The following is a 20,328-nucleotide window of genomic DNA, read 5'->3' as shown; positions in this document are numbered from 1 at the left end:
ATACCATGCGCAGCATGTCTATGAGCGATAGCGAGTAGACACTACAATTACCCAATTTATAAATATTATTATTTTATAGTTCTATATAGTGGTAATTGTATGTCGTTCACTACGCTCTCTCCTGCGCCTGCGGCGCATATCCCTGTATTGTCTTAGTGGTATTGTATTTAGACAATCACTTAGACTAATTTTTAGATATTTCTTGTGGAGTCTTAGAATTCAAACTTCATAATTTTTCGGCAGGTTTTCACAACACAAGGGACTTTTTGCAAAGCTCAATTATGGATTAATTCTTAGATTCAAGAGCTATTTCTTGTGGAAGAAGGTATCTTGGACCTACTATTTGACCTGATACATTTACCGGCCATTGACATACGCTTGAGTAGGAGAAACTTAGTTCCTACTCGCAGTTTTTGTGGTAGCTCGTTCAACTTATTGCCCGTAAGCAATCACTACATCCGTAGCGTCCCTAAATGGAAATTTACTAGAACCCTGCTGTCAATACGTACCGTTTATCCACATGCTCACGCATGTACTAAGAAATTGTGATTGGAAATAACGTATATAACCACAATCTTTAAACCTTAGTACCGTCATGCACATTCAAATATCGATATGTGCGTTTGACTGTGACCCCCGTTGTGTTGCATCCTATAACTAACTCGGATTGGATACCGTGAGTCATAGTTCTTTCGTAGCCAGCTTTCTAAGGGGTGGTTCTGAACTTTTTAATGAGATGTTCGACTCATGAAACTATTTAATCAATCTGAATTAGCATTTTGAAAAATGCATCCAACAGAAAAATTCAAATTTTGAATCTTACGATAACTATCGGTGGCACCAAAAATATTTTATTAGTGTACTTTAGTTTCGGATAATTACATTATAGCATACTTTGCTACTGAATGCAACACCATCATTTGCATCCAGTATTGGCGTCATAAAAATACTGAACAAGTCTAAAAGTATGTACTTTAACCACAGAAAACGCATATTTCGTTGAATAGTTTGTTTGATTGATGTAAATCCATAATCATCAATGACGACGATACAAGGCTCTCAAGTCGATTTAAACGACCGTACATGCTCTCGGCACCCATTTGGATACCACTACCATACCATGCACCTATAATCGTTGCTACGGCCATTCTGGCAAGCCTACCTTGATGTGAATCACAATTAAAATTTCGGCACATCAGGCAATTTCACTTTATGATGGAGACAACATCAAGACTGGATAGAAATATTCAGACCAACCTGCCAACTCGGGCAAGGTGGTTAGCGAAAGCAGATGGGGCTTCTCGAAGCAACCAAACGAGCCATTCTGGAACGACTTTATCCGTTCATTCAGTTTTCCAAGTCTTGATGTGTCCTTTCAAGAACTTGGAGCCATACATGAGCAAACGCAATTTCGAAGCTGTCCAGAAAGTGCTGAATCTAGACGTACCCTATCCCAACTTTCCTGCGTGGGATGAAAAACTGGAATTTATTGTTGAGGGCGTCGCTGTCAAGGCCACCGTTAGTCACGCATGGCGCAATCTCACTATTTCAATAATTTCGCCGTTTGAACTATTGGCTTGGACGTTTGAGCCACCACTGATAGCTCTGGGTCCAGCGATGCTCAGCAGACAAGCATCACTGGAAAAACGAGGTATCACTGACGCTGAGGATTGCCTAATCAGAGCCAAGAAGGCGTATCTCACCCATGTTGCCTACCTTCGGTTGAAACCTCAAATCGATGCTGTTCAAGCGGAATTCATCAAGAAGTTTGCCGGAAAGCTGGAGTCACGCTTGTTAGTATCTGACTCGGTTCGGGCGCGTATCACGCTAGAGAAAAGCGCATTGCGCAGCAAGTTTAAGTCAGGTGAAATTGGCCAAAAAGAGTACCAGACGGTTTTGAAAAGGCTGGGCGCTCAAGCCTGTGAAGCATCGCATTCGTACTCCAACTTGAAATACAAAGTAAAGCGTGGTCTTGAAGAAATCAAGAATTCAATGATGGATAAGGCACTTGCTGACCAATTGATACGCTGTTAGGTTTGTTCTTCACTTACACCAGTTCAGGCAATTCATGCAGCAATGACTTGCTTGAGAAAAATTTCAAAAAGTGGTTCGACCTTTGGTAGGGCATCATTCAACCGGTGGTCACCATCAAGTAAATGTAGATCACACTGGTGCAACTTGGCAAACTTGATGCTGTTCTGAACAAGTACAACGTTGTCACCTCAAGAATGAACAATCATCGTAGGCTGCGCATGCAGTGTAGGTTCTTGGTTGCCACACTCATTCAAGCAAAAAACGGGGGCCTGCGAGAACAAACCATGCACGTTCAGTCGCACACTAACAACGATTGACACGTTAGTACCATTGCTAGACCCCACCAAAATGTGTTTAGGGTGTTCTGGCAGAACATTTGATACCCAACTATTAGAGTCCCTTAACAGCGTCACCTAAGCTGTTCTGATGATGATTGATGTTGTTTAGTTTTTAAAAGTCATTTTTTCATGATCACAACCTCATCACATAAATTTTTTTAAGTAATGACTTTTTAACTCAAATTTAAGTTATCTTCTGTAGAGTGACGTTTGCTATATTTTGAAAAGACTACGTTACTGCTAAGCGTAGGGAACAAGCGAAGTTAGCCTAGACATAAATAAATTCATAAGTTGTGATATAGGCAACATAACATAACATAACATAACAGGGATAAGTAATGGCTACAAATATAACTTTGTCAAATGGACAAAAAATTTGGTTGAATATCATTCAAGGAACCGTTCTTGAATCGTCCGAATCATCTAATTCTATTGTTAGTTCGCATAGGGGTTTGTCGGATGTCATAACCAACAGTTCGGGGACGTATACGCCACCTCGTATTTCCACCCAAATTGTCACGACAAGCAAGGTATGGTTAAAAAAACTCGATGGAAAAGATGCTGAATTTAATATGAGTGATTTTTCAGTCCCTCTTCGTGTCGGGCATCAAATTGCAATTATTTATGGTGCAGCGGAAGGCATAGAAAATGGTGCTTATTTTGGTGCTTTAAATAAGTCAACTGGAGAGTCAGCATTTGACCCGTCTATACATTGCAATCGACTCAAAGAATTTGGACTTTATATACCAAAGAATTATTATAGAAATTGGTTTCTGCGTAGTTTTGTTATTGGTGCCGTCATTGGGTTATTACCATTTGTCGATTTTGCATTAGGCATTTTCATTGGTGTCATTCTGACAAACATTCTTGCGGTCATTCTTTGTGTTGTCAAGCAAGTGAAGGGGCAAAACATGCTTCCAGAACTTAACAAGCACGCTTTGCAAACGTTGCATTCTGCTGTTTGATTCCCTGCAACGATAAATTAGTTCTCAGCGAAAGGGGTTAATTTCCTCAACGCTTGAGTCGTCCCAACATAACAGTGTCTGAGCGGCACTATAAAATTAGTGTGCCTCACAATCTGTCCAAATCATAAGGCTGTTATACCCAATTAATTCAATGGTAAATTTCATTCCACTAATTGCTTGTGTAAAATCACATACCAAATAAAAAACCACCAACTGAAGCCATTAGTTATAATAGTTTCTTGTTGGGGTTTTTATTTTTGCATTGTTTCAGCTTAGGATAAGAATAGTTTAATTTTTAGAACGAACTAAGCGTGCTACACCAACAGCAGCCTCTAGTAATTTTTGATCTTGACTAGACGGCTCTGACATACAGTAGCCTATTAGAGACGCATCGATTGCAATAGCGTCATCCCAAGCATACCCAAGAACCACCCACCTTGCAAATGCTTTAGGTTTTGGTGTCATCTTGTCAAGGATACTGTCAGCTTTAACAGTTTTGGCTTCAATAGCGGCCAGTTCTGGGTCTTCATCGTATGGTTGCGTCATATCATGAACATAACTTGACACATAACCAGACTGCGGCTCTGGTATGATTTTTTTTTGTTCTACTTGCACTTATTGCCATTCTTGCTGCAATCACATAATTGTTTTCAATCAGCAATGCAACTCGCTTTACCGCATCACGCCCCTCATTTGAATTAATTGATTTCAGAGACACTTTGCCTCCATGAAGTTGCACTAAATTTGTCTCTAGACTGGCTACTGAGGCAACTTGATTTAATCCGTATTTTTTCCCCTTCATTGCTGTATTAAGCAACGCTTCGGAATCTAATGCACCATCAATATTTTTAGTAATTTCGGGATGTATTTTTCCTTGACAACTTATTTTGGATGGTGAAGCAGCAATGACCAATGTAGGCATCGCTAAGACCAACATTATTGAAATAGAAAATCTAATACCTAATGCACAAGTTTGATTTTTCATATATATCCCTTAAATGTATAAAAATTTTTAACTAAAAGTGGTGGGGCACCAAATCACACTTACATCATACAGTTCACTTTATGATAAAAATATTTTATTTTACGAAATACGCAGAAACAATCAATATTAAATATATTTGATTTATTAATCCTACTATTTCCTTGACGACAGATTGATACCCTGTTAGTTTTGGTCACCACTAGTGGGTCATTTGTCAATTGAATAGTGATTTTTGCAGCACTGTTGGTCGATGTCGTAGCGGATGGTGTTCCCATTGTCTTAATTTAGTTGCCAAGTGACACACCAGTGCCACTTTAGCTAAGTCACGCAGCAATGAGTTGCTTGAGGAAATCTTCAAAAAGCGGTTCGATCTTTGGTAGGGCATCATTCAGCCGGTGGTCGCCATCAAGTAGATGCAGATCACACTGGTGCAGCTTGGAGAAGCGGAAACTATTTTGAACAGGGACAACCGTATCACTCCAACCGTGAACTATCGAAGTTCTGTTGGCGCGTGGTGTAGGGTCTTGGTTTGCGTATCCGTTCAAGTAGAAAGCTGGTTCCGGTAAGAACATGAGCCAGCATAAAAGGCTATCGACTACAAGTCGAGCACTGGCTATAGTTGACACATACCCGCCTATGTTGGACCCACCAGAATCAGCTTGGAGTGTTCTGGCAGACTGGTCGATAGCAACGGGCCAATTCGCCGTTTAGCCTACCCTGCGCCGTTCTGTTTATGATTGACACCTACGGGATGTTCACTGTAGTCAAACGAAGTTACCGTTATACCTAACCGCTCCACTACATCCTACGCACCGACATCTACAAGGGATGCGTTATTGTCCTTGACTGCTCCCCTCAGTACCTTGCCCTTCGGTAATCTGAGATATTCACCCGCTTCAGAAGTGTTAAGCCCAAACGTGAAGCTCATGCTCCCGAGTGTCATGGTGCCAAAGCCGTATCCGCTGAACATAGTTAAGCCATTGAATTGAAAGGTGCCCACACTACCATCATTGCACCGAATGTCACCATCGCCCATTTTGGTATCCACGTAAGCAAAGTTACCAACACATCGGATACTAGGATCAAGGACGGACGCTAATTCAATTTTTCCTGTTTTGTCTGGGTAGCCCAAGGCAGTTCCAGTAAAAAGGTCATCCTTGACAATTGCAATGACAGGTGCAGATGTGGACATTAGGCTGGCGCACCCCGACAACAAGCTGATACTCACAGCACTCAATAACATCGACATCAACCGCATATAAGCCTTTTTTTGGATAGTTCATAAATAATACCGCCTTGCGCTGCCTGTCATTAATTGACAATCTGGATTAAACCACAACTGGACAAATCCACCCGTCAAAATCAGTGTGCGTTCTCGTAGGAGATAGAACTTTAGCCATTTTTGACCGGGTGTTCAGCTACCCCACCTCGACTTCAGTAAAGTGGTAATGATATTGGCTATCAGGAGACTGTCACCGTAACGTCGCCTAAGTCCAATCTTTGAGAACCACATATAGCCATTGCATCGCTTCCCCATGGTCCAGCTACTCTGATTTCAAGTTTGTATCCGGGAATCTCACAGCCTTCATTGACATGAGCATCATTGATTGGCTGAAGCCATGAAAAGAGCCGCGCCTGTTGCTCAGCAGATAGTGTAATGACCATGGTATTTCCATCTCGTTATAGTTTAGTTTCGTACCTTATTTATTCCAGAAATTGCTCCAGCTAATTCAAACTAAACCACAAATTATTGATATCCACGCTCCAGATTTTTTTTCATGCGAAATAACGATCAATAATTTTTCCATACATATCTATTATTATCTTGCAAAGAGCAACCACCACGCCAAGAAAATTACCAGCCAGTGAATCTCCCAACTCATAGCAACTCGTTGGATGTACTTATTTGATAATAATAAGTTGGGTCGATTGATAGCATGTCCAGCATCGCATCATGCGCCGCTTTATCGAATTGCTCTGGACTAAGCCGACCATCACTGCCAATCGATGTCTCCTTACTAAAAATTGAGAAAGAATATTTTTTCTGATTCAACTTTCATTAAGTTGACACTTTTCGTTATTTAATTTTTCTTACGAGTCTGAAAAACTTTTTTGGCCTGTAGTTTCGCGTAACATGATTTTTTAGTTTCTCGGTGAATGCGCATTTGATTTGCCTTAAATAGTTCGTGCTGAATAAATCGGGGTTTCAGCCTGTTGGCATTGCGGAGCGCGAATTCGTTCAACACAGACCGCGCCATTCCAGCTTCGTACACCACGCCACACAGACACGCAGAAGCCGCAGTTTCTTGAGCAGCAGGCGGGACTGCATGACGGTTTGGCTCCATCGCACAACATCACAGGGAAGGCGTCACTGGGTGCATCTTTGCGCGAATTTCGAGCTAGAGAAGGCCAGAATCTTGTCGAAATTTGCAAGAAATCAAATGAATAGCATTTATTTTCTTGCAAATTCACAGCCGTAAATTTAAGAAATTCCTTAATCAAAACAATGGGTTAGGAATTATTCAGCACCGACTAAATAGTGAAAGGATCGTGTCTTGGATAGCCACGTTAGTCCTTATCGATATTTATGGTTCAACTAAAGTACAAAACTCATCGAAAAGCTATTTGAATAATTCATTCCGTTGAAGTTGATCTGTCTTCACATCTGTCAAAACAAGCTGATCGGCCAATGCATCGATTTTTTCACACATGGTAAGCTTTTTCAGCCACTCAGTTGGGATACCTGATTGACTTTAGTCTCACGAGTTATATGTACGTTCGCAATCTGCCGGACGCAAGTTAGGCAAGCTCCCGGCTGAGTCTGCCAATCATGCGCGATATTGGCGATGATCTTATTTGATTTCGTGAAATGCTATCAACCGCTTTTAACGAACCTCGCGGCTTTAACGAAAAGCCATATCAAAAATGACACAACAAAGAATGCATATACAAATGCCGGCAACATGACGGTCATATACAGATAATATTCTGATTTCCGAGAGTCAATTTTGTTATTTACTGAATTTAATAACTCGTCAAGTTCACTTCGTGAATCGCTAGGCACCCAGTAATTAACAAGTCCAGACCAACCGTCTCCATAGCAGGTTGATGCGTACTTACCTTCTTGTGCTTTAAAAATCAGTTCATTGCAACTTAATTTAATAAAATTATTTTTAATTATTGATCTTTCGTCATTACTAGCACCCAATTTCACTATAGCTTGCTGCCCGGCAAGCGCACCCATAAACGATTCAACCTCAGGACCGTAGGCTCCAGAGGCTGAAGCACTGATGATCTTCGCATTTCTCACAATTCTAGTTGACGCAGATATAAAGTCATGTGGAAAAGCGTTCTCGTCGTAATCACCCACTTGAACCTCAAACCATGACGGGGACTGGCTCTTTGCGTGCTTATACAAACCGTTGTTAATATCAGTTCCTAAATTACGACAAAAATTATGTTGACAAACAATAAGACTATGATTATCAAATGGGAAAAATTTTGACGTAATCCAACCTAATATTAAAAGTGGAATGCACAAAACTACAAATAATCTTGTGTATTTTCTTAAATTCATTAATTTCTCCGCCTAGTTTGTTTTCATTATTTATGTTTCAATGGACCAAAATTATCGAATTGGTTTTGATAGACGGTCTAAAGTAGACCCCAGCAATCTGTTCATTTAACAACAAACAACTGAAATGGACCACCACCGACCATATCGGTCATGAGGGGAAAGGAACCGCGTGGCTTGAATTCAACTGTGGTCCCGTCAGCATCACCGCAGGCAAGATCAATCAACGCACCTCTTGATCGGCTGAGTCGGTCTGATCGAGTGATAAAAGGTGCAGAAACTGACTTACTCATTTTCTGAACTTTCCGATTCTGGTTCAGTTTTCATCAGTCGCATAAGAATTTTATATTCTGGGTCGAATTCATCAATCGCGAGACTAATACCTCCTGAAAACTGACGACAGGCGCGTATCAGGGTTTCCGTTAAAAGACCATCACGATAACTTATCACATGCGTTATCTTCAAAATGTCATCTTTAACAAAAGCAGAACTCATGTAAGTTTCACGATTGAACTCATTGGCAAGTTCTAGTCTTTGAAGACTAGTGGATGATTTTCTGAAATTAAAGTAGGTGACAAATCCAACAAAACCCGGCTTTTTGAGAATACGAATCCAAAACGGTATCCAGTCGTCTTCCGTAACATAGATTGCTTCGTCATCTTCCAACCTGTGTTGCACGACAGCCCGCTCTAGATGCAGGGATAAAGTGACAGGGGTAACGTCAGATTCTGGAATAAAGTCGCTCATAGCAAAGTTCTCCGGTTTAGTCTTATTGGCAAGTGCCGGGGCAGACAATCGATCAAATCACCCCAATCCGTAAAGTGGATCATCCAATAAAAAACCCATTGCACACAGCACAACGGGTTTGATAGACCTGTTTAGCAAAATTTGTAAAGCGCCTGCAATGAGGAAATTGGCGCACAAGAATTGAAGCAAAATAGTTTACAAAATGCAAATTTATATATAGATTACATCTATTTAATTAAAAGCATTTAACGTTTTAAACAATTAAAGTTCAAGAATACCGTCAGTGTTTTCAAAAACTTTTTTCATTTCACCAATTCCTGCCAAAGGATTTGCAATAACAATGCCATGTATTGCCGTTAACGCTGCTACCGCTATAGCATCGTTACCACTATCAATAGCCACGTCTAGCCTTGAAAAAATTTCTGAGATAGCTTCTTTTCGAATTTTAAATTCATTAGCTAGATGCGTTTCTAAAATTTCTTTTTGTATATTTACTTTTGCTAAATACTTATTTAAATCAGAATTAATAGCATATCTTTTGGTAGCCTCCTGCTCTTTTACGATAGCGTATTCTTTTTTTGCATCTACCATAGATTTTATGAGACCTACTAAACCATTAAATTCTTCGCTAGAAAGCTCTTTCTTTTTTTCGTTGCTTGAAACTATTTCTTTTATATGAGTCATATCATGCTTCCTCACTCATCTTAGAATCTGCTTTTATCTTTGAAAGAATATCCTTAGATGTTTCGCTTGGATTTCCATTTTCATCAAGTACTTTTACGCGCATAATTGAATTTAGTTCGCGTATGAAATGTGCAGACAACGCAATTGTAGATTTTTCATCATTAGTACATGATTCAAAAGAAATATTTCCTTCGCTATTCTTTTTTGCCAAATAAACAGTATTTAAATTTGGCAAAATTTTATTTTTGCATATTTCTCCTAATTTTCTTAACGTACTGTTTAGCTCTTCAATTCTTATATCAACGCCTTGTTTAAGAATATTAAACTGAATTATAATGTTCTCAATTTCTATTTTTGTATCGGCATATTGTTTATGAGCTAACGTCAAAGATTTTTCTGCAGTTTTAGCATATCTCCACGACATAACAATGGCAGCGGGTAAAACAGTAACGCCTCCTAGAACGGTTGAGCCTAAAGCCATTCCTCCTCCACCGGAGGCTATTGCACCCCCACCTAACGCTGCTAGCGTTGCATTGGTAGCTGCTGCACCACTAAGTGTAGAAATTGCTGTACCAGTAGAAGCGATTCCAAATTGACCCATGAATGCGAGCGTTCCAGTTGATGCAGCACTAGTCAAACTCAAACCACTTTTAACTTGTCTTAAAATATCACTTGCTTCATATGCTGTGGTGCTCATTACATCGAGCTCCGATTTATCAAACAAAGCGCCTAATTTATTTTTATCATAGAAATCAGTAGATTTTTCTTTAGTTGATATTATTTTTTTAAAAATATTTACAGCATTTTTTATATGAGTTGAATATATTACTAACTTATGTTCATTTAACTTAATAAGTTTAGCTGTTGTTTCAATTTTTTTGGTTTCTAATTCATTTACGGCTTTAGAATAATCCTGTCTTGCTTTTTCGATAACTGAATCAGCTTCAGTCATATTCTTAAAGCCATCTAAGACATTTGAGCCTGTATAAGCTGATGCAACACCTATTGATGTATAAACGCCTTGTACACCAATCAAATTTACAGTTGACGATACAGCAGTTGCAGCTATTCCTCCTACTGTAGTAGCTGCGCCGGTAACTGCTGTTCCTACCGCTGTACCAGCTAATGCTGTTCCTGCACTTGCTACTGCGGCAGACGCTGTTGATGCAGCACCCAATGCTGCGGAGCCTACAGCCGTACTTCCAATTGCCCCTACTGCTGCTGTTCCAACTGAAGCTGCTGCTGCACCTATGGCTGTTCCCGCCGCTGCTGCCGCTGCTGCCGCTGCTGCTGCTGCTGCTGCTGCCCCTGATGCGGCGGCGGCCGCCGCCGCTGCTGCTGCACTTGCAGCACCAGCAGCCGATGTAAGTAATGGAATAAAAACTGCAACTATTGGCATAATATTTAATTAATGATAAAAATTGAATTACTTAAATTCCAAGCAGTATCGCTTAAAACCTTAAAACCTTAAAACCTTAAAACCTTAAAACCTTAAAACCTTAAAACCTTAAAACCTTAAAACCTTAAAACCTTAAAACCTTAAAACCTTAAAACCTTAAAACCTTAAAACCTTAAAACCTTAAAACCTTAAAATTTATAGATAACTTCTTTTAACTGAAAGAATATTTTTTCACTATCATCTTTTAAATAAATAAAACCAAGTTTAGTTAACCATTTAATAGCTCTATGATCACTTTTTAGTGCTTCTGAGTACAAAATACCATATTTATCCAAAGCAGGATAAAGAATAGATTTAATATATGGTCGAGGATTCCATTTTTTTTGATAATCAGGTGAAATTGATGTGTGAATACTTCCATCTTTTTCGACAATGCCTCCGACTATTTTTTCATTAAAATATACTGGATGTAATGTCCAACCATTGTCCATAAATGACTGCGATACAACTTCACATTGAAAATCAAGGTTGGCACCAAGCAAAATTTGCTTAATTGTTTCTTTCCTTAATTCATTCATATCATTTATTGATGGTTATGTTGATCTCTAATAAATCAACTTTTTAATTCTCAAACGACTTCTTGAGATGCAGTTACATTTTTTAACTTATTTTATACTAAATATTTCTGTCCGTTTTGACTACATCCTAACTGGACAATTCGATTTGATAGACAAAGTGCGTATCTAGGGTGGTTATCTTATTTCTTTGACAGAACGTCCATTAAGTCTTAGAATCTATCCTTACAGATTCGGGCGAAAAGACCCTATAAGGAGTAAAACGATGACAGGTCAAAATGTTGGATACGTTCGTGTTTCGACCATCATCCAAAATACCGCCCGACAACTGGATGGTGTTTCCCTTCATAAAATTTTCGAAGACAAAGCATCCGGGAAAAATGTTGACCGACCACAATTGACAGCATGCCTTGCCCATCTGCGCGAAGGTGACACGCTTCACGTTCACTCAATGGACCGCCTCTGTCGCAATCTTGATGACCTTCGCCGCATTGTCAAAGACCTGACCAGCCGTGGAGTCTTGGTCAGATTTCACAAAGAAGGTCTTTCATTCACGGGTGAAGATTCGCCCATGTCAAATCTGCTGTTGTCGATGCTGGGTGCCGTTGCCGAATTCGAACGGTCCATCATCCTTGAACGTCAGCGTGAGGGCATCCAAATTGCAAAGGTCGAGGGTAAGTACAAAGGTCGAAAAGCTTCGCTGACCAAAGAGCGGGTTCTTGAACTTCAGCGTCGTGCTGGTGCTGGAGAGAAAAAGACTGTCCTTGCTCGGGAGTTCGGAGTCAGCCGGGAAACCGTGTACACGTATCTAAATACTGAGAAATCAGCCAGTGTCGGGTAACTTGAAATGGGCATAGCAATGAGAGCAATAATGCATTTCCACATTGACCATGATCTTTAGCTGCAATTCGAAATGACCCCATCCCTCACTATCCCAACTGACAATATTTACAAGTTTTCTTGCCTGTTTGGGCTTGCACTGATACTTGTATCCATCTTTTCTTTCGCATCGAACTACACCACGACCCTTGATCGAAAGGTCAGGTATAGCGAGTTAGTAATTGGTCTTGAATCGAAAGCTCAACGAAATAAGTCCGAGGATGATCTGTTGGCGCTAAACAAGAAGCTTCGCGAAATAGCGATGGAAAATGAAAAAGTCTTAAATTTGCTACTTGGTGCAGTTATTGCGATTGGATCTATTCTTAGCCTCTACGGCGCGGATAGGTGGCATAAAAAAATTCAGCAACGCGATGACAAAATTGTGGAACTTCAAATCGAAAAGTTACAAATCGAAATTGCGAATCTTCGGCGGTCAAATCAAAATTCAAGCCGGAGTTGACTCTATCTGAGGAAGTCAACCTTCCTCCAAACGGATAATCGTGAGTAATTTTCAATTCCACCACAAAAATAAAACTTCATTCATTTTGTCCGGTTTCCATACATAAAAGAAAGTAGCTACTGCACGACCGTGGAAATGATACAGGAAAGCTCGACGTAACACATCATCGCTATCTGTCTGCGCAATCAATGTCTCTCGCAGTGTGTGGTGGCTCGATATCAGGAATTCGTTCCGATTGTGAAGTCGAGCAATTTGACCAATCGATGGAATTATAGTGAAATTTTCTTTGCTTCATAGATTGCTTGCATGACATAACAGCAAGAAGTTTTAGAAGCCATTGATCGAAATGCCAAACTCAGTTGTTTTTAAACTAGAGGAAAAAGTGAGCAACACTTTCATCCAAGTTAGTTTCCAACCTTGGGCAAAAAAAACTTCTCTAAAGAAGCTTTGCCTTTTATTTTTCCCCCAAAGTGATCTGTCATAACTTGACTGAAAACATCTACTAATAACGCGGGATCGAGGTGGGCTGAATGCTCAACCAGTACAGCATCGTGCATAGGTACAAGTATGCGAAACCCATCTATCTTATCCAGAGCAAGGAGAGCCTTTTTGAAGATTAGAGAGGCAGTCCCTTGTACAACTTGACTAATGCAGGATCTTTTTTCCTTTTCTGATAGCTGGCCAGTGACATTTCTCCTAAGAAAATTACCCTCTGAAGTGCTGATGCATCCATTCTTATGGAATTGTTCTTGCAAATCTGCCTTCCATTTTTCAAAGGTTGTAAGTTTCCGAAAAAATTCCTTTACTTTTCCCCTTTCAACACCTTTAGCATGTGCGGCATCGGAAATTCTATTTAATTTCATTCCGTATGCATAAGAAAGGAAGAGCCTTTTTGCAAACTTTCTTTGATTTTTTTCACCGAATAATTGCTCTAAAAGTGATTCGTATAGGTCTTCTCCTGAGTATAGTGAAAGCAATATTTCATCCTCAGAAAGCGCTGCCATTACCCCAACTTCAAATTGATCGTAATCCACGTACGACAATAAATTGCTTCCATTTGGACAAATAACATCGCGATGCCGTTTAGATATATTTTGAAATACTGGATCTTTAAAGTAAATTCTTGAAGTTATCGAGCCGAACAAGTCAATTACAGGGGTTGAGTATTTTTTTGATAAAGTTAGAGCAGAAAGTAGATGTCGGGATGCACTTATTTTTCTTAAATTGATTACAGCTTCTGCGAAGCCATCAGGAGTGGGAACAAACTGCAACATATAATCAACAGAAATACCTGAGAAATCAAAATCTCGATATTCTAGATAATCTATAACGGTTTGATCGTTAGGATCTTCAAGTGGAAGATCATATTTATTGGAGAAATCCTTAAGCGTCTTGTAGTATTCGTATTCGATATCTTTTTTATGCTCTCTTAGATTTTCTTGATTTATTCTAATACCGGGTGTAATGTTTTTATGAAGAATGTTAAAGATCGGAATTTCAACCTCATTCTGTCTTTGAAGCTCCCCAAGAGATTCAGCAAGCTTTTCGAGTTCTAGCCATCGAACTTGAATTATTTTGGCCACATCAGTCAAAATTTGCAAATTCAGTGGTTTTTTCTTGTAAAAAATATCTAAGTAAGCTGATATGGTTGCTGCTTCTGCTTCTGCTTCTGCTTCTGCTTCTGCTTCTAGGTGCGCTATCTTTGGTATTTTCTTTAGAAAATCGCGGATTTCTCCACGTTCACGAATTTTTCGGTTTTGCTTTATTCCCGATATTGCAATACTAAATTCATGGATGTCAATGACATTACATGGTAATCGACATTCCTTTTTTACGATGCTTGGAGCAATTAACCAGTAATCATGACAAATAATTTGGTCATTTTCATCACATATTTCCGCTGCCGATTTTTCAGTTAAGTTTTGATTGTTCCAAATATAGTATTTATCACCTCCCTGATCAGCGAAATCTTTGGAAAAGAGTAAGACTTTTTTCATAGTTTAATCGTATGGATTGACATTGTCATACAGTTCAAAAAGATTAACTTTTTCTATTGAAAGGAGAGGTGTTCCATCAGATAAAAAGTATGGAGATGCTCTTTGTATTGTTGTTTTGATTTTTGTCGAGATGTGGTCTACTAATGGCCGCAGATCTTCTTTTGATAAGTTTTTTGCAGCGAAAAGAAGATGCCTCTTGTGCTGATATGGCCAATCGTTTGAAAAGAGAGGAATAAACTCCTTAATAGCATCACTTCCTTCTGTGCAGTATAGATATATAAATATTGCAGGTATTTCGGCTGAAAGTGGTGTATTCCGTATTCGATCTTTTGCTGCCATTGTCAGAAGGTCTGACTTGTATTTTTTCTTAGCAAGCATGAACCATAAATGGTAATTTTGCCATTGATGAATTGATCGCGCGTCGTTCGCAATGTATTTTTCTATTTCCAGTAAGGATTCTGGATCTAAGTCTAATATTGACAATATTCGACAGTATTGATCAGTCGATGCTGGCTGCTCTTCCAGCGTATCAGTTATTATTTTTACAAGAGATTGCGCTATTTCTGATTTGACATCGAATATTTCAGCTTCAACAAGCATGCTCAACCGATTGACTGCGAATCTAAACTGTCTTGATTGACTTTCTTTCTTGTCAATGCATTCTTTGAGCATTTCACAAATTAATGGCACAGATCTAGTAATCACTCTGCGACTTTTTGATCGCCACATATTGTCTATGGCTGTACTTCTATCATCGGTGTTAGGGAAGAATTCTGCTAATACATCAGGTTTTTCCTCTGCCGTTAGAACTTTTGTTTTTGATGAATTTATGTTCATCCCAACTTTACGTAGTTCTTTAATTAATTCAGATAATATTTTGCGTGCATGTCGAGGGGAATCGCATATTATTTTTATATCGTCTACATAACGATAATAGTCATAACCCCGTCGCTTCATTTCATGATCTATATCGTTTAATACCATGTTCGCGATAAATGAAGATGAATCTCTATTTTGTGGAAGACCATGTTTTTCACTGTAACTCCATTTTACTAATAAGTCACAAAGTGTAGTTATAGCATTGCGTATTTTTAATTTTTCCTTGCCGCTGGCGTGGATGTTTGGCAGCTTACTTTCGAATGCTTCTTTTATTTTTTCTGTTGTTATATTTTCGAAGTAATTTATCAGGTCAGTTGCGAGTAAAGCTTTTTTGTCTCTGAAGGCAGTATATGTTACTCCTTCAAATGTTTTCCAAAGTTCGATTCTATTTTTGAATAAATATTTTTCTTCAAGCCTGTTTTTGTTGTATCGATGTCCTAGTACTCTATGTGAGAGTAGAGGGTCAAAGAATGGAATCAGATAAGAGCATACAGCTTGATAAATAAATCTGTCATAGAAATCTGTCTCTAGTGCGTATCGTATACCAAGCCCTTTTTTTGGTATGTCGTACACTATTCTGTTATCTCCTGTATATGAACCGTTTCCTTCGAGTAGGAGGTGAGATAATGTGCTCTTGAGATCTTTTTTTGTCGATAGGAGATCTTTATATTGAATGGCGTCAAAAAACCAATCATCCCTCATGTCTTGTTTTAGGTGTGCAAGCACTGCGTTGCAATTTATAGGAAATCCTAATATTCCCTCAGCGCCCCACAAATCTTCGTGATCGCTCAAACTAGTTCTCCTTGGATTTTTTAATTGAGAAATTGGTGATAGTCCAACTCCTAGGCTTACGAATAATAGTCGTGAAAGAGCAGGCGGAGAACTTTGTCACTTGTTATTTTTTCAGTTTATTGATGGGTAAGGTCACTGCGCTTGATCTTATATCTGCTTCAGGGCTTGGCCTTAACAGCTTATCAAACATGCTTTCGATACTTGAATGCACCTTTAGATGTTTTCAATGTGATTACTGAATGCTAAAGATTGATTTTTGACGTAAAGCATCGCGATGCTTAGCAGCATCCGATTACACACATAGTTAAGCCGATAGACTTGGGGTTTGGTGAAGTTAAACGGTCAAGGAAGCAACAATGGGCTGGGGCAATGAACAAAATGCCACTTCAATGGCAGACTGGATGCTTCAATCATTTGCATTCACTCCGGGTAGAAATTCAATTCCGGTACGTTTGACCAATTCAGAGTAGCTAATCGGCTTTGAGCCTCGCGTTGCATCCTCATTCAGGTGCCAATGTGCCCACGCCCGGTTTGTGTCTTGGTCGTAGACAAGCTTGAAAAGGTACTTTGGAACGCGTACCTTACCGGGACCGATGCTCTGACTTTGCGCAATACTTGGTTCGTAAACAGGCCCAGTGATGACGTAAACGTCTCCTGTAGCCCTTGCTGCATATTTGCGTGTGGCAGCCTCAACCGACTTCGCCCATACGCCACGGTTGTGTTCTGGGGCTTGTGGCACCATATTTGCCAATGAGAAGCTTTGAGCCATCGCCTGCGCGGTAGGCATATCTCCTGCTGGCGCAAGGTGCCCCCTGTCGAAACCACTCCCCTTGTAGTCATCGAGTGTTGCCCGTTCGGCAGAACGTAGCCGTGCATCTGGGAAAAACTTGTTGGTTCGCTTTTCGTCGGCATCAGCTATGGATGCGCGGTTGAGCTTTTCAGCGACGAAAACAGCAGTTTTGCTTTCGCCAGAGTGCAGGATGGCAAATGCGTCGTAGCAGAGGTCGCGGTTGGTCGGTCGTGGAGCGACAACTGGTGGTTTTCCACCTGCAAAAAACTGGCGACAGGCTGAAAAAGAATCAGTGTCGTCACCTGTGTATGTCTTGGTTGAAGTCGCAGCCTTGGAGGCCGTTTTAGCCGTACTGGCAAGGTCTCGCGCCGCCGTGGCTAGTTCCTTGACGACTCCATCCAAGCCAAATTTGGTAGCTAATTCGCGCCCCGCAGGAATGTCGGCACAGGAATGCAGGGACAGGCCGATTGCCAGCGCCAGCAGCATGTAGATCAGGTGGAATTTGGTTCGGGACTGAGAGCGTTTTGTTGTTTTTCTTTTTGTCATTTTTGGACGTGAGCCACAGGACTGATTGGGTGAAATCAGGCTGTGTAGAAATCGTGATTTGGTAAACGCGGCCTTGCAGATGGTACGTGGAACATGCATGCAAGTTGGTGGAAACTTCCAAGAAACACGTTTTCCAGTGCAACCGATTGCGCTACTTTCAAGCTAATTCCTGCATGGCTTTTCCGTAGCTGATGCCAAGACGATAGCTCATCAGCGCATGGGCCGCCTGTTCCCGTGTGACACCACCCACTTCAATTTGCCGCGTGTAGGCCCGAACTTCTGCGGCGAGGCGGAATTTTCGGGAAACGAGATACAGAATCACCCACACTGGGGTGATCCAAGCTTGCTCACGGTAGTGAACCAATTCGTGTTCGATTAGGGCGGTATCGCTGCGAAATTCTGGCCGTACAAAGATGAACGGCCACAGGCAGAAGGCTGAAAAACCTCTAGGGATCAATTTTGTGGAAATGATCATCTGCAAGCAGCCCTTCAATTCACCTCAACCAATCGTGCCACATCCCCACGACATTCCGAACACGAACCGACCAACAACAAGTCGCCACCTTTGACAGCCCCAGTGAAGTTGCTGATGGTCACCTCGTGGCGACATTTCCCGCACCAGACATTCGATAGCAATTGCTTCTTGGCATCAGCGGGGATGGCTGCCCACAATTCTGCTGCTGGGCCAGTGAATTTGGGGATGGATTCAATGCTCATACGGTCAAGTTTAGGTCCATTCACAGTCAGTTAGTCAGGAAGAAATATGCGTTCGCACCACCGTAAGTAGCGCAAACCCTGAGTTGGGTTTTAGTTACAAAAAAATCATTTTGCACAGATTTTCATTAAAATTTGAACTTTATTCACAAAAAATAGGAAAGTCAGAAAATTGTTAGGTCAGTACCTTATCGAATGCGCAGCCACATCGGGAGGTGAACTGTTACCAGCCACAAATCCCAGCCGCCTTTACAAAAGCCGTTCACTGGCCGTTGCCATCGCAACAAAAAGCGTGGCTCACCCTACGCATCAAGAAGTCCGGGTCGTACATATCCCGAGCCGCGAAATTGTCTTCAGGACACCCGGTCGCAGACAAGCACTCGTAGAACCGTTTGTCACGGAAGCAACGCATGCATATACACCGTACTCAAACAAGCGTCGCTGTACCGGCCATCTGACAAGGCTCTACCAGCAGGAAAAATGACCCTGCTGCATCCGTACTGACATATGGAAGGCTAAGGAATGACCCTGCATCGCAGAGCCTGCTCAACCTGTACTGCATTCACCCCGGCACACGCAAACCATGACTCGTCATGCGCGAACCGGGTTTCAATCGTCACACACCACTTGGTCAACGACAACATACAAAAACTGAGCCGTGAACCGGGGCCGGATGACTGGTGCAGCTACCACCACACGCATGATGAATGTCGGCAAAAGGATGCTGCCATCAGTTCGTTCTGGCAACGGCTGGGCATTCGCTGAAAAACAATCGACCGAAATTAATCAGCTTGCCCTTCCAGAGATGGCCTGTATGGTTTTTCCGAACGTGATGCCAAGGTGACAATTTCTGGGCAATTTCAATTCAGAATCATCCTAACTTCATCGCCAAGTCATGAGCTTTTGGATGGTAGTACCGCTTCAGCATTTGAAGGGAAGTGTGGCCAGTGACAGCAGCCAGTTCGATCACATTTGGCAATTTGTTCGCCATCCGACTGGTCCCAGTGTGGCGTAGATCGTGGAAATGCAAATCTCCCAAGTTACCACGTCGCACTGCCTTCAGAAAATTTGCTTCCATGGCTGCCATTCCAATTGGAAACACTCGACCATCGATTGAACGATCTACTGTTCGCAGGGTTTCGACAGCGCGTTTGGAGAGTGGTACGTAACGAGACTTCCCATTCTTGGTAATTGGCAGGAAGACCGTTTGCTGATCCAGATCGACATGCTCCCATCGCAGACCTAAGATTTCACCGCGCCGCATTGCAGTTTCGATGGCTATGACCACTATGGGTTGCATCAACGGGTTACGACGCCCTGTAGGCAACAGTTCCGTCAGCAGGGTCACCTCATCGGTTCGACTCAGAACCCGGTCACGCCCCGGCGGCATGGTGGGCTTGCGGATCATTTCAATCGGGTTCTGAATGGGAAATCTCCATTCACGCCTTGCATGATTGATGATGGAAGACAGTACAGCCAAATCACGAACTACCGTGCTTGGTTGACAACTTTTTAGACGTTCATCCCGATACTCTGCCAAGACTTCAGGTGTGAGATTGACCATGCTGAATTTCGAAATTTTCAGTCGAAGTGTGGCTGTCAACCGGATGGTTTCTTCAAGACAGCCACGTTTTCCCGGAGTGATTTCCTTCATGTATCGACGCATGACATCGCCAAAACTGGTTTGCTCAGCAATGTTTCTACTGACAAACGGGCCACGATCCATATCGGATTCAATAGATCGTGCCCATTGTTCAGCATCTAACTTGATGGGAAATGTCTTGACTTCATCAGGGTATCCAAGACGCCTTACACGTACTTGCCAGCCATTGCCGCGTTTGCGAAAAGTTGCCATCGTTTTCCTCTAAGTGGGACAAACGAGGGACAAAAATGCATAAATTTCAAAAAACTTCTGAAAAACCGCTTTAGACCTACTGAAAAATTACACAGGTCTTCACTCAGTTATTTCA

Annotated in this window: 20 protein-coding genes and 1 riboswitch; of the genes, 5 read left to right on the top strand and 15 right to left on the bottom strand. The window is 41.2% G+C overall.

The window, feature by feature from the left end; genetic code table 11:
- Window positions 1-1,219 precede the first annotated feature (1,219 nt).
- Window positions 1,220-1,324: riboswitch (SAM-I-IV-variant riboswitch) on the top strand.
- 71 nt (window positions 1,325-1,395) lie between these two features.
- Both PNAP_RS19645 and PNAP_RS27185 read left to right on the top strand, forming a co-directional pair.
- Window positions 1,396-2,034 carry a hypothetical protein gene (locus PNAP_RS19645; RefSeq protein ID WP_157040336.1) on the top strand — a complete coding sequence of 213 codons (639 nt, stop codon included), beginning with the start codon at window positions 1,396-1,398 and terminating at the stop codon, window positions 2,032-2,034.
- A gap of 676 nt (window positions 2,035-2,710) precedes the next feature.
- On the top strand, window positions 2,711-3,337 hold the full coding sequence (locus tag PNAP_RS27185) for a hypothetical protein (protein ID WP_157040335.1): 627 nt from the start codon (window positions 2,711-2,713) through the stop codon (window positions 3,335-3,337).
- A 288-nt stretch (window positions 3,338-3,625) separates the two neighbouring features.
- On the opposite strand, the gene PNAP_RS27180 is transcribed toward PNAP_RS27185, so the two are convergent.
- From PNAP_RS27180 to PNAP_RS27150, 9 genes are all read right to left on the bottom strand, one after another.
- Window positions 3,626-3,883, bottom strand: coding sequence for a hypothetical protein (locus PNAP_RS27180; RefSeq protein ID WP_011803298.1), 258 nt, complete (start codon window positions 3,881-3,883; stop codon window positions 3,626-3,628).
- Window position 3,884: 1 nt separating this feature from the next.
- Window positions 3,885-4,322 (bottom strand): hypothetical protein, encoded by a 438-nt coding sequence (locus PNAP_RS27175; protein ID WP_011803297.1) that lies wholly within the window; start codon window positions 4,320-4,322, stop codon window positions 3,885-3,887.
- Between the two features lie 805 nt (window positions 4,323-5,127).
- On the bottom strand, window positions 5,128-5,514 hold the full coding sequence (locus PNAP_RS19640; protein ID WP_011803296.1) for a hypothetical protein: 387 nt from the start codon (window positions 5,512-5,514) through the stop codon (window positions 5,128-5,130).
- 269 nt (window positions 5,515-5,783) lie between these two features.
- Entirely contained in the window at window positions 5,784-5,987 is a 204-nt protein-coding gene (locus PNAP_RS27170) for a hypothetical protein (RefSeq protein WP_157040334.1), read from the bottom strand.
- 1,210 nt (window positions 5,988-7,197) lie between these two features.
- Window positions 7,198-7,899 carry a hypothetical protein gene (locus tag PNAP_RS27165; RefSeq protein ID WP_157040333.1) on the bottom strand — a complete coding sequence of 234 codons (702 nt, stop codon included), beginning with the start codon at window positions 7,897-7,899 and terminating at the stop codon, window positions 7,198-7,200.
- Window positions 7,900-8,181: 282 nt separating this feature from the next.
- A complete protein-coding gene (locus PNAP_RS19635) occupies window positions 8,182-8,643 on the bottom strand; it encodes a YbjN domain-containing protein (protein WP_041376832.1) in 462 nt (153 codons plus the stop codon).
- A gap of 261 nt (window positions 8,644-8,904) precedes the next feature.
- Window positions 8,905-9,327, bottom strand: coding sequence for a hypothetical protein (locus PNAP_RS27160; RefSeq protein WP_157040332.1), 423 nt, complete (start codon window positions 9,325-9,327; stop codon window positions 8,905-8,907).
- Between the two features lies 1 nt (window position 9,328).
- The gene (locus PNAP_RS27155; protein WP_011803292.1) at window positions 9,329-10,726 is read right to left on the bottom strand and encodes a BAR domain-containing protein; all 1,398 of its coding nucleotides are present in this window, start codon (window positions 10,724-10,726) and stop codon (window positions 9,329-9,331) included.
- A 188-nt stretch (window positions 10,727-10,914) separates the two neighbouring features.
- Window positions 10,915-11,304, bottom strand: a complete 390-nt coding sequence (locus tag PNAP_RS27150; RefSeq protein WP_011803291.1) for a hypothetical protein — start codon at window positions 11,302-11,304, stop codon at window positions 10,915-10,917.
- 262 nt (window positions 11,305-11,566) lie between these two features.
- Here PNAP_RS27150 and PNAP_RS19625 point away from each other — a divergent pair, with 262 nt between their 5' ends.
- Complete coding sequence (locus PNAP_RS19625; RefSeq protein ID WP_011803290.1) at window positions 11,567-12,142, top strand: recombinase family protein; 576 nt, start codon at window positions 11,567-11,569, stop codon at window positions 12,140-12,142.
- Window positions 12,143-12,214: 72 nt separating this feature from the next.
- Window positions 12,215-12,640 (top strand): hypothetical protein, encoded by a 426-nt coding sequence (locus PNAP_RS19620; protein ID WP_011803289.1) that lies wholly within the window; start codon window positions 12,215-12,217, stop codon window positions 12,638-12,640.
- 404 nt (window positions 12,641-13,044) lie between these two features.
- Here the strand turns inward: PNAP_RS19620 and PNAP_RS25915 are convergent, their stop codons facing one another.
- The 5 genes from PNAP_RS25915 to PNAP_RS25910 all read right to left on the bottom strand — a co-directional run bounded on the left by PNAP_RS25915 (window position 13,045) and on the right by PNAP_RS25910 (window position 18,361).
- The gene (locus tag PNAP_RS25915; RefSeq protein WP_011803288.1) at window positions 13,045-14,637 is read right to left on the bottom strand and encodes a DNA polymerase; all 1,593 of its coding nucleotides are present in this window, start codon (window positions 14,635-14,637) and stop codon (window positions 13,045-13,047) included.
- A 3-nt stretch (window positions 14,638-14,640) separates the two neighbouring features.
- Entirely contained in the window at window positions 14,641-16,308 is a 1,668-nt protein-coding gene (locus tag PNAP_RS19610; RefSeq protein ID WP_011803287.1) for an RNA-directed DNA polymerase, read from the bottom strand.
- 406 nt (window positions 16,309-16,714) lie between these two features.
- Entirely contained in the window at window positions 16,715-17,644 is a 930-nt protein-coding gene (locus PNAP_RS19605; RefSeq protein ID WP_083758071.1) for a DNA/RNA non-specific endonuclease, read from the bottom strand.
- Between the two features lie 157 nt (window positions 17,645-17,801).
- Window positions 17,802-18,119 carry a hypothetical protein gene (locus PNAP_RS19600; RefSeq protein ID WP_011803285.1) on the bottom strand — a complete coding sequence of 106 codons (318 nt, stop codon included), beginning with the start codon at window positions 18,117-18,119 and terminating at the stop codon, window positions 17,802-17,804.
- Window positions 18,120-18,133: 14 nt separating this feature from the next.
- Window positions 18,134-18,361: a hypothetical protein gene (locus tag PNAP_RS25910; protein WP_083758070.1), complete on the bottom strand. Its 228-nt coding sequence runs from the start codon at window positions 18,359-18,361 to the stop codon at window positions 18,134-18,136.
- A 655-nt stretch (window positions 18,362-19,016) separates the two neighbouring features.
- Here PNAP_RS25910 and PNAP_RS27145 point away from each other — a divergent pair.
- Window positions 19,017-19,202 (top strand): hypothetical protein, encoded by a 186-nt coding sequence (locus PNAP_RS27145; RefSeq protein WP_157040331.1) that lies wholly within the window; start codon window positions 19,017-19,019, stop codon window positions 19,200-19,202.
- Between the two features lie 27 nt (window positions 19,203-19,229).
- Here PNAP_RS27145 and PNAP_RS19595 read toward each other — a convergent pair whose 3' ends face one another.
- The gene (locus PNAP_RS19595) at window positions 19,230-20,213 is read right to left on the bottom strand and encodes a site-specific integrase (RefSeq protein ID WP_011803283.1); all 984 of its coding nucleotides are present in this window, start codon (window positions 20,211-20,213) and stop codon (window positions 19,230-19,232) included.
- Between the last annotated feature and the right edge of the window lie 115 nt (window positions 20,214-20,328).

Origin of the sequence: Polaromonas naphthalenivorans CJ2 (genome assembly GCF_000015505.1) — a bacterium.
GTDB classification, from domain to species: Bacteria; Pseudomonadota; Gammaproteobacteria; order Burkholderiales; family Burkholderiaceae_C; genus Polaromonas; species Polaromonas naphthalenivorans.
This window is presented reverse-complemented; position numbering and strand designations above follow the sequence as displayed.